The 15,463-nt window shown below is 38.2% G+C and carries 12 protein-coding genes; 8 read left to right on the plus strand and 4 right to left on the minus strand.

Annotated elements, in window-relative coordinates; genetic code table 11:
- Positions 1 to 310 precede the first annotated feature (310 nt).
- Entirely contained in the window at positions 311 to 1,024 is a 714-nt protein-coding gene (locus AC559H_RS01910) for a DUF4079 domain-containing protein (RefSeq protein WP_026793627.1), read from the minus strand.
- 127 nt (positions 1,025 to 1,151) lie between these two features.
- On the opposite strand from AC559H_RS01910, the gene AC559H_RS01915 reads away from it, so the two are divergent.
- The 3 genes from AC559H_RS01915 to AC559H_RS01925 are packed head-to-tail and all read left to right on the plus strand — an operon-like array spanning position 1,152 to position 6,357.
- Positions 1,152 to 2,462 carry an FAD-binding oxidoreductase gene (locus tag AC559H_RS01915; protein ID WP_026793626.1) on the plus strand — a complete coding sequence of 437 codons (1,311 nt, stop codon included), beginning with the start codon at positions 1,152 to 1,154 and terminating at the stop codon, positions 2,460 to 2,462.
- A gap of 32 nt (positions 2,463 to 2,494) precedes the next feature.
- Positions 2,495 to 3,901 carry a (Fe-S)-binding protein gene (locus AC559H_RS01920; protein ID WP_026793625.1) on the plus strand — a complete coding sequence of 469 codons (1,407 nt, stop codon included), beginning with the start codon at positions 2,495 to 2,497 and terminating at the stop codon, positions 3,899 to 3,901.
- Positions 3,902 to 3,954: 53 nt separating this feature from the next.
- Positions 3,955 to 6,357, plus strand: a complete 2,403-nt coding sequence (locus tag AC559H_RS01925; RefSeq protein ID WP_026793624.1) for a serine/threonine-protein kinase — start codon at positions 3,955 to 3,957, stop codon at positions 6,355 to 6,357.
- A gap of 46 nt (positions 6,358 to 6,403) precedes the next feature.
- On the opposite strand, the gene AC559H_RS01930 is transcribed toward AC559H_RS01925, so the two are convergent.
- Complete coding sequence (locus AC559H_RS01930) at positions 6,404 to 7,051, minus strand: peptidoglycan-binding domain-containing protein (RefSeq protein ID WP_026793623.1); 648 nt, start codon at positions 7,049 to 7,051, stop codon at positions 6,404 to 6,406.
- 227 nt (positions 7,052 to 7,278) lie between these two features.
- Here AC559H_RS01930 and AC559H_RS01935 point away from each other — a divergent pair, with 227 nt between their 5' ends.
- Entirely contained in the window at positions 7,279 to 8,580 is a 1,302-nt protein-coding gene (locus tag AC559H_RS01935; protein ID WP_036831490.1) for an FGGY-family carbohydrate kinase, read from the plus strand.
- Between the two features lie 270 nt (positions 8,581 to 8,850).
- Positions 8,851 to 9,504 (plus strand): pentapeptide repeat-containing protein, encoded by a 654-nt coding sequence (locus tag AC559H_RS01940; RefSeq protein WP_026793621.1) that lies wholly within the window; start codon positions 8,851 to 8,853, stop codon positions 9,502 to 9,504.
- A gap of 100 nt (positions 9,505 to 9,604) precedes the next feature.
- On the opposite strand, the gene AC559H_RS01945 is transcribed toward AC559H_RS01940, so the two are convergent.
- Positions 9,605 to 10,351 carry a WecB/TagA/CpsF family glycosyltransferase gene (locus AC559H_RS01945; RefSeq protein ID WP_026793620.1) on the minus strand — a complete coding sequence of 249 codons (747 nt, stop codon included), beginning with the start codon at positions 10,349 to 10,351 and terminating at the stop codon, positions 9,605 to 9,607.
- Positions 10,352 to 10,586: 235 nt separating this feature from the next.
- Between AC559H_RS01945 and AC559H_RS01950 the strand changes: the two genes are divergently transcribed.
- Complete coding sequence (locus tag AC559H_RS01950) at positions 10,587 to 11,969, plus strand: MFS transporter (protein ID WP_026793619.1); 1,383 nt, start codon at positions 10,587 to 10,589, stop codon at positions 11,967 to 11,969.
- A gap of 73 nt (positions 11,970 to 12,042) precedes the next feature.
- Here AC559H_RS01950 and AC559H_RS01955 read toward each other — a convergent pair whose 3' ends face one another.
- Positions 12,043 to 13,179, minus strand: coding sequence for a Rid family detoxifying hydrolase (locus tag AC559H_RS01955; protein WP_026793618.1), 1,137 nt, complete (start codon positions 13,177 to 13,179; stop codon positions 12,043 to 12,045).
- Between the two features lie 259 nt (positions 13,180 to 13,438).
- On the opposite strand from AC559H_RS01955, the gene AC559H_RS01960 reads away from it, so the two are divergent.
- Complete coding sequence (locus AC559H_RS01960; protein ID WP_158442057.1) at positions 13,439 to 13,600, plus strand: hypothetical protein; 162 nt, start codon at positions 13,439 to 13,441, stop codon at positions 13,598 to 13,600.
- A 166-nt stretch (positions 13,601 to 13,766) separates the two neighbouring features.
- A complete protein-coding gene (gene lysS / locus AC559H_RS01965) occupies positions 13,767 to 15,326 on the plus strand; it encodes a lysine--tRNA ligase (RefSeq protein ID WP_026793617.1) in 1,560 nt (519 codons plus the stop codon).
- Positions 15,327 to 15,463 lie beyond the last annotated feature (137 nt).

A 15,463-nucleotide genomic window follows, 5' to 3' on the forward strand; every position in this document is an offset into this window, starting at 1 on the left:
GTGCACCGGGCTAGGGGGCAAACCCCCCCGTGCACCGGGCTAGGGGGCAAACCCCCCCGTGTACCGGGCTAGGGGGCAAACCCCCCGTGTACCGGGCTAGGGGGCAAACCCCCCGTGTACCGGGCTAGGGGGCAAACCCCCCGTGTACCGGGCTAGGGGGCAAACCCCCCGTGTACCGGGCTAGGGGGCAAACCCCCCGTGTACGGGGGCTAGGGGGGAGGGAATAGTAGACTACGGGAGATTTAGTATTGTCAAACACCTTAATTGGTAGCGCTATATAAGATGAATTTGGGGGACAAAACTTTAACTATTAACCTTTAGGCGGTTGAGGACAGGTTTTCTGATTCCAGTCACATTGATAGAGATGTTGTTCTTGCCAACTGAGGGGAATTTCTAATAAATCTCTTGTCCCCGTCATCCCTTGACCTAGAAACAGTAATAAAGCAATACAATTTAAAACCGTATGGGTAATTCTCCAGCGATTTGATTGATAAATATCAGGGACAATTGCCAAGGCAAAAACCATTAATAACGACGCTGCTACCCCATAATAGTAATGGGAGAATTGCCACTCATAACCCCGTCTAAAAACTCCTTCCTGACATCCGATCACCACAATTCCCATTCCAGTTAAAGTAGCAAAAACTCCTCGCCAAATCCGTTGATTTGGTTTAGCTTTATAGAGTAAAATCAGTGAAGCAATAGTGCATATAAACATAATAACAATAAAAATAGCTTGAGGCATTTTCTCAGGAGATAAATCTTTAAAAACTCCCTTAAAATAAATGGAATAAGCTAAGGCAATTAACGTAATTCCCACCACTGAACCCGTTAACCACCGACCTATTTTTAAATGTTCTTGTCCAACATTCACCGGGATTTTACTCTTATTTTCTTGATTAGAACGATGTAAACGGCGTTGACGGGTTTGCCATGCCATATATACAGAAATCCCGATTAACGGAAACACAAAAACTACCGCCAACACAGGATGGATTAATCCAATAATATCCTTAAATTCCATAACGGTCTCCTAGAAAAAATTACTACCCATTACTTGAATTTCCTGTCCCCTATTCCCAATTATGGTGTTTTTTGTTATAGAATAGTTATAACTTAATTTTGCCTCAATCAATCTCTGAATTTTTTAAATGAACGCCATTTCTAGCACTCACCCTAAAAACCAACAGGAATTAGAAAAAATTGTCGGGGTAGGGAATGTCCAACCTTGGGACGAAATTGAATCCGTGCGACAACAACAAATCATTCAAGGTTTGGCATCAGGAACCCCAATTCAAGGGTTAATTTATCCTCAAACTCAACAACAATTAGCGGAGGTTATTGCCTATACTAACCAACAGCAATTAAAGGTTTTACCCTGTGGTTTTTGTAGTAAAATTGATTGGGGAGGACTGGTCAAAAATATTGATTTTGCCGTTAGTACCCAGGGCATGAATCAACTAATTGAGCACGCCGTTGGCGATTTAACTGTTACAGTTGAAGCCGGGATGAAATTCTCCCAATTACAAGCAATTTTAGCCCAGGAAAATCAAGTTTTAGGATTTGATCCGAGTTATCCTGAAACCGCAACAATTGGCGGAATTATTGCCACTGGAGATACAGGTTCTCTCCGACAGCGTTATCGTGGTATTCGTGATTTGATCTTAGGGATTTCCATTGTTCGTTATGATGGGAAAATCGCTAAAGCTGGGGGACGAGTTGTTAAAAATGTGGCGGGTTATGACTTAATGAAACTATTCACAGGTTCCTATGGAACTTTAGGAATTATTAGTCAAATTACCCTGCGAGTTTATCCCCAAGCTGAAGCGTCAGGGACGGTAATATTAACCGGAGAAGCTGAAGCTATTTCTCAAGTAAATCAAATTTTATTAGCTTCTGCCTTAACTCCTGTTGCTGTGGATTTAATCTCATCTGACCTATCAAAAATATTGGGATTTGGAGATAATATTGGTTTGATGGTGAGGTTCCAAAGTATTGCAGAAGGTGTTAAACAACAATCTCAACGCTTAATAGAATTAGGAGAAAAATTAGGGTTAAAAGCAATTTATATTGACTCCGATGAGGAGAATTTATGGCAACAATTAAAACAGCAAATCTGGCAATCTGAATCTAATACTGATATTGTTTGTAAAATCGGAATTGCCCCCACCTCTGCGGTCAAAACCTTAATCCAATGTCAAACCCTGGGAATAATTCATGCTGGAGTTGGTTTAGGGGTATTAAGGTTTGAAAGCGTTTCTCCAGAAACTCTGTTAAACTTAAGAAATTGGTGTGAATCTCAAGGAGGGTTTTTATCAATATTAAAAGCACCTGTAGACCTAAAACAACAGTTAGAAGTTTGGGGATATACTGGAAATGCTTTAAACTTGATGCGTCAAATTAAACAACAATTTGATCCTCAAAATCAGTTTAGTCCCAATCGTTTTGTCGGTGGAATTTAATTAATAAATTATTTTAGGAGAATTTAGTTAAAATGCAAACATCTGATCAAATTATTGACCCGAAATCAATTCCCGCTAAACAAAGTAACTTTTTAGGGCAAAATCCCCATTTAAACCCGACTGAAATTCCAGGTTTTGACTCCACAAATCCCCCAAATCCTAATTTAATAAGTACCTGTGTTCACTGCGGATTTTGTTTATCCACTTGTCCCAGTTATCGGGTTTTAGGAACAGAAATGGACTCCCCTAGGGGACGGATTTATTTAATGGATGCTATTTCTAAAAACGATGCTTCTTTGGGGGAAACAAGCGCCGAACATTTTGATACCTGTTTAGGATGTTTAGCTTGTGTTACTACTTGTCCTTCAGGTGTTAAATATGATCAATTAATTGCCGCTACTCGTCCTCAAATTGAAAGAAATGTTCCTAGAAGTTTATCCGACCGTTTAATTCGAGGATTAATTTTTAATTTATTCCCCTATCCCAATCGTTTAAAGGCATTTTTAATACCGCTTTTCATCTATCAAAAATTAGGGTTACAAAAAATAGTCAGACAAACGGGTTTATTACCAAAAATATCTCCCCGTTTAGCCGCAATGGAATCAATTTTACCTGCAATTCCTAAAGATGCTTTTCGAGAAGATTTCCCGGTTATTATTCCCACCCAAGGAGAAAAACGCTATCGAGTTGGAGTAATTTTAGGCTGTGTTCAACGGTTATTATTTAACCCGGTTAATGAAGCCACGGTGAGGGTTTTAACCGCTAATGGGTGTGAAGTTGTGATTCCGAAAAATCAAGGCTGTTGTGGAGCTTTACCCGAACATCAAGGACAAACGGAACAGTCCCATACCTTAATTAAACAAATGATTGATCGATTTTCTGGGACTCGTTTAGATGCTATTATTATTAATGCTGCGGGCTGTGGTCATACCTTAAAAGAATATGGACATATCTTAAAAGATGATCCCGAATATCGAGAACCAGCGCAAGAATTTTCAGCAAAAGTTAAAGATATTCAGGAATTTTTAGTCGAAATTGGGTTAACAACACCCCTATTTCCCTTAACAGAAACCGGAGAATTAACTATTGTTTATCAAGATGCTTGTCATTTATTACATGGACAAAAAATTAGTTCTCAACCCCGTCAACTGCTGCAACAAATTCCGGGGGTAAAATTACGCGAACCGATAGATGCTTCCTTATGTTGTGGAAGTGCGGGAATTTATAATTTATTGCAACCAGAAATTGCAGACGAATTAGGACAGCAAAAAGTCGAAAATTTAACAAATACAGGGGCGGAATTAATTGCTTCTTCTAATCCTGGTTGTTCTTTGCAAATTAAAAAACACTTACAATTGCAAGGAAAAGATATTAATTTAATGCACCCAATGGAATTACTAGATTATTCAATTCGAGGGGTTAAAATTAATATTTTATAAGTTTACTGACGATTAATGTCATAATCAAACAAAATAGGGTCAATGTTTTTGCTATGGTTGGTCAGCTTTTAGACGGACGCTATCAAGTCATAGACGTGATTGAGTCAACGGATTTCGGGAAAACCTATCTCGCTAGGGATACTCGCCGACCCGGTGAGTCCTTATGTTTTGTTAAACATTTGCATCTGACTCCAGCAGATGCCAAACTCGTTAATGTAGCCCGTCAGCGCTTTCAACAGGAAGCCAAGGTTTTAGAAAAACTCTCCCAACATGATCAAATTCCCCAACTGTTAGCTTATTTTGAAGAAAATCGAGAATTTTATTTAGTTGAATCTTATGTTGCGGGTCACTCATTAATGGATGAGATTTTACCCGGTAAGCCCTTGACCGAAAATCAAGTCATTAATTTACTCACCGATATATTAGGAATACTGCGATTTGTACATCAACAGGGAGTGATTCATCGGGATATTAAACCGAGTAATTTAATCCGTCGTCAAACCGATGGAAAAATTATTTTACTGGATTTTGGGGCGGTTCAAGAAATTAATTTGAATTCTGATCAAGATTCCCCCAGTAGTCGGGTTGGAACCCTTGAATATATGCCCATTGAACAGTTTCAATGTCATCCCCATTTTAATAGCGATATTTATGCTTTGGGGATGGTTGCCATTCAATCTTTAACGGGTTTGCCTGCATCGGAATTGTCAAAATTGCGAAGAAATAATGGTTCAGATACAGGAGAAATATTTTGGCGACATTTAGCAATTGTTAGTGTTGAATTGGGTGATATTGTTGACAAGATGGTGCGGTCTGATTATCACCAACGTTATCAATCTGTCGATGACGTTTTATCTGTTCTTAAAACTCTGCGTTCCTCCTCAGCACCTAATCTTTCTAAACTAGAAATCTATCGGGAAGAAGTTCAACGGTGTGCCAACCATCATCGGGGTGAAATTTCTATTATTGGTCGGCAAATTTTAGAGGAATTACGCTTAAGTTTAGACCTGTTGCCTGAAGATGCAGAAGCGGTTGAAGATGAAATTTTAAACCCCTATCGTAAATATCATGAAAAGGGAGAACGTTATGAACAAGCCTTAATTGCCACAATCAAGCAGGAATATCCTTTTAGCCCCGAAACCAGAGAAGAACTCAAACGATTTCAACAACTTTTAGGGTTAAATGATCAAGATATTGCCGTTATTGAAAAACAGGTTTTACCCCAATCTATTTTAACTCAATTTGCTCAATTTATCCAGAATTTTCGCCCAATTCCTAGCCTAGCTAAATCTCAAAATATAGAGTCTAAATTCTTAAAAAAAACTCGTCTTTCTCAACTGCTTTGGTTAGGTTTAGGACTGGTAAGTTTATTGGGAATAATTCTGGCAATATCTGAATATCAAAAATGGAGAAATCTACAACAATTTCAAACCCAGAAAATTAATGCTATCCAGGGATTATTAGTCGCAGGGAAATATGAGCAATGTTTAAATGAAGCGGACAATATTCCTGAAACCGCCTTGAAAAATCAAGCTATTGAAAATCTAATTCAACAATGTCGAGATAAAGTGTTTTGGAAAACCGTAACGCCTAAAGAATTTGCTCAAAATGCTGATGCGATTTGGGCAGTTACCTTCAGTCCTGATGGTCAAACTATTGCCAGTGGGAGTCAAGATACAACTTTGAAATTGTGGGATATTAAAAGTAGAAATGAAACTAAAAGTTTAGTTGGAGATTTCTCCCCAATTTATGCTGTAGATTTTAACTCCGATGGTACAGAAATATCCTCTGGAAGTGGGTTATGGCGGATTTTAGAATGGAATCTGACTACTGGAAAAGCCTATCCCCCCCTAGAACATTTAGCAACTATTTGGTCAGTTGATGTTAGTCCTGATAATCAAGCAATTGCTAGTGCAAGTGCGGATAAAACCGTAAAAATTTGGGATCGACAAACGGGTGCTATTTTACAGAATTTAACCGATCATCAAGATCAGGTTTATGCGGTTGTTTTTAGTCCCGATGGTCAACTATTAGTTACAGCTTCTCTGGATAAAACCATTAAAATTTGGAAGGTAGAAACAGGAGAATTATTAAACACGCTTACCGGACATTTAGATGGGGTGCGATCGCTGGCAATTAGTTCCGATGGTAAAATTATTGTTAGTGGTAGCTTGGATGATACTGTTAAAGTTTGGAACCTAGAAACTGGTGCGTTAATTCAGACTTTAACCGGACATTCTAACGATGTGTTATCCGTCGCCATCAGTCCCAATAGCAATATTATTGCTAGTAGCAGCCGAGATAAAACCATTAAACTATGGAATTTAAAAACGGCAGAATTATTAAATACCTTAACCGGACATCAAGATGAGATTTATTCGATTAAATTTAGTCCCGATGGCAATAGTTTAGTCAGTGGAAGTAAGGACAAAACTATTAAATTGTGGTTACGTTAATATCAACTCCGTAGAGACGTGCCATGGCACGTCTCTACGAAAGAAGCTAAATTCCTAATGCTGCCATGGTTGCCGGGCCAGCAACACCATCAACGGAGAGTCCACAACTTGCTTGGAAGGATTTAACAGCCTGGGCTGTCAGTTTGCCATAGTAACCTGTGGAATTCGCATTAAAATAACCCAGGTTGGCTAAACGATTTTGTAGTTGTTTGACATGATGGCTACTGTCACCCCGCGACAGAGAGCCACCACCGCCACAATGACCACAGTTGTTATGATGACTAGCATTGCTATAGCCATAGCTCTTAGAACCTACTCCCAATGCCCGTGCCGTTGAACGGCCAACAATTCCATCGGGATTTAAGCCATAATCCTTTTGAAAGGCGATGACGGCGTGTTTTGTCACCGACCCAAAGTAACCCGTTGCTCTTCCGTTAAAATAGCCGTAATTCTGCAAGGCATATTGAACACTTTTCACACCCTGACCGCTATCGCCACGGGAGATGGCAGCACTGGCAGGTTGGCTTACACTGATCACAGACAAGCCAATAGCCGTTGCTACAATGGGCAACCAGCAAGCGGTTGATATTTTACTCCAATTCACAGATCGGAATAGTACCAAATCCCCTGTGAAATGGGTTTGGCGAGGGGACTCATAAGCAGAAACTAGATGATTGTAAGCAAGAGTATCCATAAAATCCTTGATTAACGCATTAACAGTACGATGGCCAGCAGTTAATCCAATTAAAGTTCAACTACCGACTCTTAATTTATAACTTTGTGAGCAATAAACGTCCAGAGTAATTTTACTTTTTCCGTACATTTTATTAAAACTTAACAAAATAACTGACAATCTTATAATTCGCAAACCTACTATCATACTATAAATAAAAAAATACGAATTGAACTTAGATAGAAATAATGGTTAATTTTTATATCGGGATTGATTTTGGCACATCCGGCACTCGTTCAATTACAATTAATTCTCAAGGGACAGTGGTGGCCCAAACTCAATTTCCTTTCCCGCCATTTACGGATACCTGGGAATTGGTTAGCCTTTGGAAAACGGCTCTGTTTGACGTGATTCAACAAATTCCGTTACACTTTCGCCGTCAAATAGATGCGATCGCTATCAATGGAACCTCCGCCACCGTGCTACTTTGTGATCCTAATGGCATTCCACTACAATCCCCAATTCTATATAATGATAGTCGGGCTGTTACCGTCTTAGAACTGTTAAAAAAAATCGCTCCTCCCGATCATATCGTCAACAGTGCCACTTCTAGTTTAGCTAAACTTATTTGGTGGTTAACTGCTGAAACTACCAACACTAAACCACAAAAATCCTCGGTCTGTTATTTTCTGCATCAAGCCGATTGGTTAGCATTTTTATTACATGGAAAATTAGGGATTAGTGATTATCATAATAGCTTAAAATTAGGCTACGATGTCGAAAATTTGACCTATCCCAATTGGTTAATTAACGGTTTACAGTCCCTGACCAATTTAGAATTATTGAAACTGCCCGATGTGGTTGCCCCTGGAACTTCGATTGCTTCCATTACCTCCGAAATAGCAGAACAGTTACAATTACCTAAAGCCTGTGTTATCTGTGCAGGAACTACCGATAGTATAGCCGCATTTTTAGCCAGTGGCGCAAAAATTCCAGGGGAAGCAGTAACCTCTTTAGGTTCAACTTTAGTCTTAAAACTCCTCAGTAATATTCCTGTAAATAATATTAAATACGGCATTTATAGCCATCGCTTAGGAGATTTGTGGTTAACTGGAGGTGCTTCTAATACCGGGGGTGCGGTCTTACGTCAATTTTTTAGTGATCTTGAACTGGAAAATTTCAGCCGTCAAATTAACCCCAATTATAATAGTAACTTAAATTATTATCCCTTAATTAAAAAAGGCGATCGCTTCCCTATTAACGACCCCGAATTACTTCCCCGTTTGCAACCCCGTCCCGATAATTCTGTTGAATTTCTACAGGGTTTATTAGAAGGAATTGCCAAAATTGAAGCCCAAGGTTATCAACTTTTACAACAACTTGGAGCCACTCCCCTAACTCAAGTTTATACCGCCGGAGGAGGGGCAAAAAATCCCGTTTGGACAGCCATTCGTCAGCGCTATTTAAACGTTAATATGGTTAATTCTATTCATACAGAAGCGGCTTATGGAAGTGCGTTACTTGCTATTAATAGAGGAATAGGGGTGTAGAATTACGAGGAATTACGAATTACGAATTACGAATTACGAATTTTGATATTGCTTTGCTACCCTCGCAATGACATAATTACTATAGCAATCCTAAATAGGTTGTAACATTTTAATACTGACATGAAACAGCCAGAAGTATTACCCCAGATCCGGCGTTCCCTCCCCCCCAAGCCCCCCGTGCACGGGGGGTTTGGGGGGGCTGTTCCCTGTTCCCTGTTCCCTTATGATTGCTATAGGTAGTTTTAATCCCGAATAAATTAGTAAAAAAATATGGCAAATTCAGAACATTTAGATTTATTAAAATGGGGATCTCAACGTTGGCAAATTTGGCGTTCAAATAATCCTAATATTCAGCCGGACTTGTGCGAAGCCAACTTAATGGGCGCTGATTTAAACGGAATTAATTTACAAAATACTGATTTAAGTAAAGCCAATTTAATTGCCACGGATTTAAGCTCGGCAAATCTAAAACAAGCCGATTTAAGTTTAGCTCAATTGCACCGAGCAAACCTCAGTAAAGCTGTATTATTTCAAGCTAATTTAAGTCAAGCCAATCTTAGCACAGCCATATTAAATAGAGCAGAATTGATTGAAACTTATCTATATCGGACGGAATTAAATAATGCCAAACTAATTAAAGTACATCTGAATGGAGCTTATTTATATCAGGCTAATTTGAGCGAAACTGATTTGAGCGAAGCTGATTTGAGATTTGCTAATTTAAACAAAGCTAATCTTTATCAAGCAAATTTAACCAAAGCTAATTTAAGAGGGACAACCTTAATTAAAGCTAATCTACAAAATGCCAATTTATCCTACGCAAATTTGAGAGGGACAAACCTAAGTAAAGCCAATTTAACCGGAGCCAATTTAACCGGAGTTGACCTAAAATTCGCTAATTTAAACGGGGCTATTTTTTCCTAAATATAGCAATGGGCAGATTAGTGTTGATAACTTCTTTGTGTCTTTGTGTCTTTGTGGTTAAATTAGGCTTAACCTTTGTCAACATAGCCACAATAACATCCTATTGGTGAATCAACACTTTAATCGCAAACTCCGGTAACGCCAACATCCGACGCCAACGCCAGGGTTCTTGATATAATCTATATAACCATTCTAAATGATATTTACAGAAAAATTCCGGTGCCCGTTGTTTAATTCCTGACCAAATATCAAAACTTCCTCCCACACCTATCCAAATAGAATTTGGGCAAAGATGACGATTTTCTTTAATCCAAAATTCTTGACGAGGAACACCCAAACCCACTAATATTAATTTGGGTTGTAAATCTTTTAGGGTAATTTTCAAATCTTCTTCTTCAGAAGCAGACAGATAACCATGATAACTAGAAATTCCCAGACCTGGCAGTTTTTGTTGAATATTATCGGCCGCCTGTTGAGCAATTCCTGGTTTTCCCCCATAGAAAAAGACTAATTCAGAATTATCTAATTTACCAATATTTTCTATCAAGGTTTCTGCTAATTCAATACCCGGACAACGTTGAATTTTTTTACCTTTATATTGTAAATAAAGCACCACCCCCGCACCATCAGGAATGACTAACTCTGCTGAATGAATAATTTCTGCTAATTTAGGATCTTTTTCTCCTTGAATTGCCATTTCTGCATTCAAAGTAATAACATGAGTTCCTAACCCTTGTTGCCAACGTTCTAATAACCAATTAGTATAATTATTAGTTAAATGTACAGGTAAACCCAACACCGGAAAACCGTTAAGAGCAGAATCAAAGGGCAAAATAGTTGGACTCATAAATAAATTTTGGCGACCTCACATACATTATTATAATAGTAGCCGATTGTGTGACCAAAATTTTACATTTTAGGAATCCAAATTTTCATCAATAAGATACTTGAGCATAATCCGTTGTTGACTAAATTTTTGAGATTCAGGGGAATTTGAACCCTTGGCAGAGATTCACTATTGTTGTAGGATAAAACAATTCTCACGATCATTGATTATCTTAACTTGAAACTAAGCATTAAACATGAAAAATCAAGAACAAAAACTGCATCCGGGCTGGTGGATTTCAATTTTATATTTTGCCCAAGGATTTCCCTATACCGTTGTTAATATCATGTCGGTGGTTTTTTTAAAAGGTTTAGGGGCGAGTAACGAATTAATTGGATTAACCAGTTTCTTATCCCTGCCTTGGGTAATGAAAGGATTATGGGGGCCAATTGTTGATATTTATTCAACCAAACGGCGATGGATTTTAAGGATGGAAATTTTATGTACAATCCTACTCTTGATTTTAGCATTCGGCGCACTATTTCCGCAAGCTATTCCCATTTCGATTGCAATTTTTGCCCTGATTGCTTTTATTAGTGCTACCCATGATATAGCAATTGATGGCTTTTATTTGACGGTGTTAAATTTAGACCAACAGGCGTTTTATGTCGGGGTTAGAAATACCGCTTATCGGATGGCAGTTTTAGCCGGAGGTGGAGGTTTAGTATTTTTAGCTGGAGATATTGCTGAAAAATATAGTAATGGGAAAAGTCCGACGGGGGAAATTTTATATAACCCGGTTCAGTTTAATTTTTTGGGGTCTAATTTTTCAATTCCTGCATTACAATGGGGATGGTCAATTGCTTTTTCTCTCGCTAGTTTAATCTTTTTATTCATCTACGGATTTCAGAAAATATATTTACCCAAACCTCAAAAAGCAACTTTTTCAGAAACAGAAAATCTCTCCAATTCTGCTAATTTTATTAACTCATTCAAAACCTATTTTACTCAATATAAAATTGGTTGGACTCTCGCTTTTGTTTTATTATTCCGTTTAGGAGATGCGTTAACATTCAAAATGGCAACTCCGTTTTTAATGGATACGGCTGCAAAAGGTGGGTTAGGAATTACGACGGCCGAAATCGGAATTTTATCGGGGACAGTTGGGGTAATTTTCCTATTATTTGGTGGGTTATTAGGGGGATTTTTAATCGCTAAACAAGGGTTAAAAACCTGGATATGGCCGATGGCAATTTTACAAAATTTTACTAATATCTTTTATTGGCTATTAGCTAAAACTCAACCGGAAATTATTTGGGCCTATGTGGTTAATTCCCTGGAACAATTTACCTATGGTTTAGGAGTAGCAGCCTATACTGTATTTTTAATGCAAACTGTCCGTCCTGAATATAAAGCCTCCCATTATGCAATTACAACGGCATTTATGGCGGCTGGAGTATTAATTCCGGGGGTATTTAGTGGATATATTCAAGCAGATTTAGGCTATCAAAACTACTTTTTATTGAGTGCAATGGCGGTAATTCCAGGGTTATTAACTATCTTCTTTATTCCGATTAAAGATCAAAATCATATTACTTATGTTCCCAGACCTGGACTTGATGATGAAGACATAAAATAAAACACCAAATTAAAAACCGTTGTTGGGCTTTAGCCCTGAATATTTGGAGGGCTAAAGCCCAACAACGAAATTTTTAGAGGACGGCGATGCACTCAATTTCTACTAATACATCTTTGGGAAGACGGGAAACTTCAACGGTCGCCCTAGCGGGTGCGGTTTCGGGTTTAAAATATTTGGAATAGACTTCATTAACTTGGGTAAAATCGTTCATATCTTTTAAGAATATTGTGGTTTTAACTACGTTTTCCCAGGTGGCGCCGGCTTCGGTTAATACCGCTTCTAAATTTGACATCACTCTTTCAGTTTGTTTGGTGATATCATCGGGATAAAGAATGTCGTTAATGCGGGGGTCAATGGCAATTTGTCCCGATAAAAAGATCATGTTATTGACCATTACCGCTTGATTATAAGGGCCAACGGGTTTGGGGGCGTTTTCGGTTTTAATGATTTTTCGAGTCATGGTTTTTTCTGTGTCTGATAATGTGTCTATTGGGTCTGGTAAATCAGGAGTGCTATCTTCAGGTTGATAGAGTTCTCCATCAGGCATAATTGTATCTGTAAAGTTAACATTTTCAAGGTTAGCCCCATAAATATTAGCATTTGTTAAGTCTGCTTGGGTTAAGTTTGCACCCTCTAAATTTGCCTTAACTAGATTAGCTCCTCGCAAATCAGCTTTTGTTAGATTAGCATTTTTAAGTATAGCTTTGTTTAAATTAGCATTTTCCAGATTAGCACATTCCAAATTGGCATTTATAAAGTTTACTGACGATAAATTTACATCACTTAAGTTGGCAAAATTTAAGTTAGATGATATAAAATTACATCCTTCAAATTGTCCTCTTCTTAAATCAGTTCGACTTAAATTTGCACTTGTAAAATTTGCTCTATTCAGACTACAATTTGTTAAATTAGCTCCCGTCAAATTTGCACTTGTAAAATCTGCTCTATTCAGAATAGAACCTGTTAAATCAGCTGCTGTCAAATTCGCATTAGAGATATACGCTTGCTCAAGATAAACTGATGTTAATCTGGTATAACTGAGATTAGCCATATATAATCTAGCACGGCTTAATTTATCACCTCCTAAATTAGCACCAGAGAAATTAATACCACCTAAATCTGTTCCTTCAAGGTTTACATTATATAATTGTACGTTCTGAAAGTTAGATTCACCTTTAGAACGTTTCTCTAAAAATTCTTTGATGTCCATAATTCACCTCTTAATTATCCTTGTATTAGTTTATCATTAATATCAAATCCTAAATATCCTCGTTCCAAGGCTCTGCCTTGGAATGCTAAATAGAGGCTCTGCCTCTATTATAATATTATGATAGTATTCTGGTGGCAGAGCCACCTTAATTGCGTTTCTAGGTAGAACCTAGAAACGAGAGTTGGGAAGAATTATAAATAATAGCAAATCACTGTTATTATAAAAGATCGAGCATAAATTGATATAGGAAATCATCAACATGGCTGCAAATGAAACCCGCAATGAAGTAGAAGTTCGTTCTCAAAAAGTCGATGAGTTGAGAGAATTGGGAATAGAACCCTATCCCAGTCATTCCCTTCAAAGATCACATACAACCCAGGAGATTCCTCGTTCCAAGGCTCTTCCTTGGAATGCTAAATAGAGGCTCTGCCTCTATTATAATATTATGATAGTATTCTGGTGGCAGAGCCACCTTAATTGCGTTTCTAGGTAGAACCTAGAAACGAGAGTTAGGAAGAATTATAAATAATAGCAAATCACTGTTATTATAAAAGATTGAGCATAAATTGATATAGGAAATCATCAACATGGCTAAAAATGAAACCCGCAATGAAGTAGAAGTTCGTTCTCAAAAAGTCGATGAGTTGAGAGAATTGGGAATAGAGCCCTATCCCAGTCATTCGGTGCAAAGGTCACATACAACCCAGGAGATTAAAGATTTATTCGCCCAACCAGGGAAAGAATTAAATGATGGAGAAAGCGACGCCGATGCTATTCCTTTAAAGGTTTGTGGACGGATTACTTTTAAACGCGATAGTGGAAGTATTGGATTTATTGGTTTAACTGATATTGCGGGAATAATTCAACTCAAATTAGAGAAAAAAATAGTTACGGGTGAAACGGGATTATCCTTTAATCAGGTTAAAAAATATCTCGATTTGGGGGATTTTATTGCCGCCGAAGGAGTTGGTTGTCGGACTAACCGAGGGGAATTATCCGTACAAGTGGAACGGATTTTTGTTATTTCTAAAGCCACCATGCCTTTTCCTGATTCCTATTATGGAGTTAATGACCCTGAATTGTGTCGCCGCCATCGAGAAATTGATTTAGTTAGTAACTCTAAATCCTTAGAAACTTTTAAGGTTAGAAATCGAATTCTGAAAAGGATGCGGACTTATTTATGGGATAATTGTTTTGAGGAATTAGAAACTCCTGTATTACAAGCAATTTATGGCGGGGCGGCGGCCCGTCCTTTTGTTACCCATCATAACAGTTTGGATATTAATTTATATCTGCGAATTGCTACGGAATTGCATTTAAAACGGGCAATTTGTGGCGGTTTTGAACGGGTATTTGAAATTGGGCGGGTGTTTAGAAATGAAGGTATTGATAGTACCCATAACCCCGAATTTACTTCGATTGAAGTATATCAAGCCTACGCTGATTATTTTGATGTAATTACTTTAGTAGAAGATGTGATTTGTGCGATCGCTAAGGATGTTTTAGGAGAACAAACTTCACTAGAATATCAGGGAGATGTGATAAGTTTAGAACGAAAATATAACTATTCTGAACAATATCCGACTTTTACCGGAAGCCATTGGAAAGTACAAACAATGGTGGAAGCGGTGCGAGAAACAACTGGGTTAGATTTTGATACCTTAGAGTTAGATGAAGCCCTGAAAGCCGTAGAAAGTTTAGGGTTACATTTATCAAAATTAGAAATCCAAAGTTTAGGATATGTCCTTTATACGGTTTTTGATAAGTTAGTTTCACCTAAATTAATTCAACCCACTTTTATTACGGAATTTCCGGTGGAAGTCAGTCCTTTAGCTAAACGTCACCGTTCTAAATCGGGATTTGTAGAACGTTTTGAGTTATTTATTCACGGGACAGAATATTCTAATGGCTTTTCTGAATTGAATGATCCCAAAGACCAACGCCAACGATTTGAAGCACAATTAACCCAGAAAAATGCCGGGGATGAAGAAGCTCATCCGATGGATGAAGACTTCATTCAAGCCCTATCTTTAGGGATGCCAAATTGTGGTGGAATGGGGATTGGAATTGATCGGTTAGTAATGTTATTTACGAATACCGCCAGCATTCGAGATGTGATTATGTTCCCGACCATGCGAACTTTTTAGCCCAAACCTCCTGTTCCCTCCCTCCCTAGCCCCCCCGTGCACGGCAGGGCTGTTTCATTTTCTATCGTCAACCCTAAGACCTAACCCCCCAACCCCCTTACCTACGAGGGAAGGGGGAGTAATTAATCTGTTTAAAT

The sequence above is a fragment of the Planktothrix prolifica NIVA-CYA 540 genome (assembly GCF_963864145.1).
In the GTDB taxonomy this organism is placed as follows: domain Bacteria; phylum Cyanobacteriota; class Cyanobacteriia; order Cyanobacteriales; family Microcoleaceae; genus Planktothrix; species Planktothrix agardhii.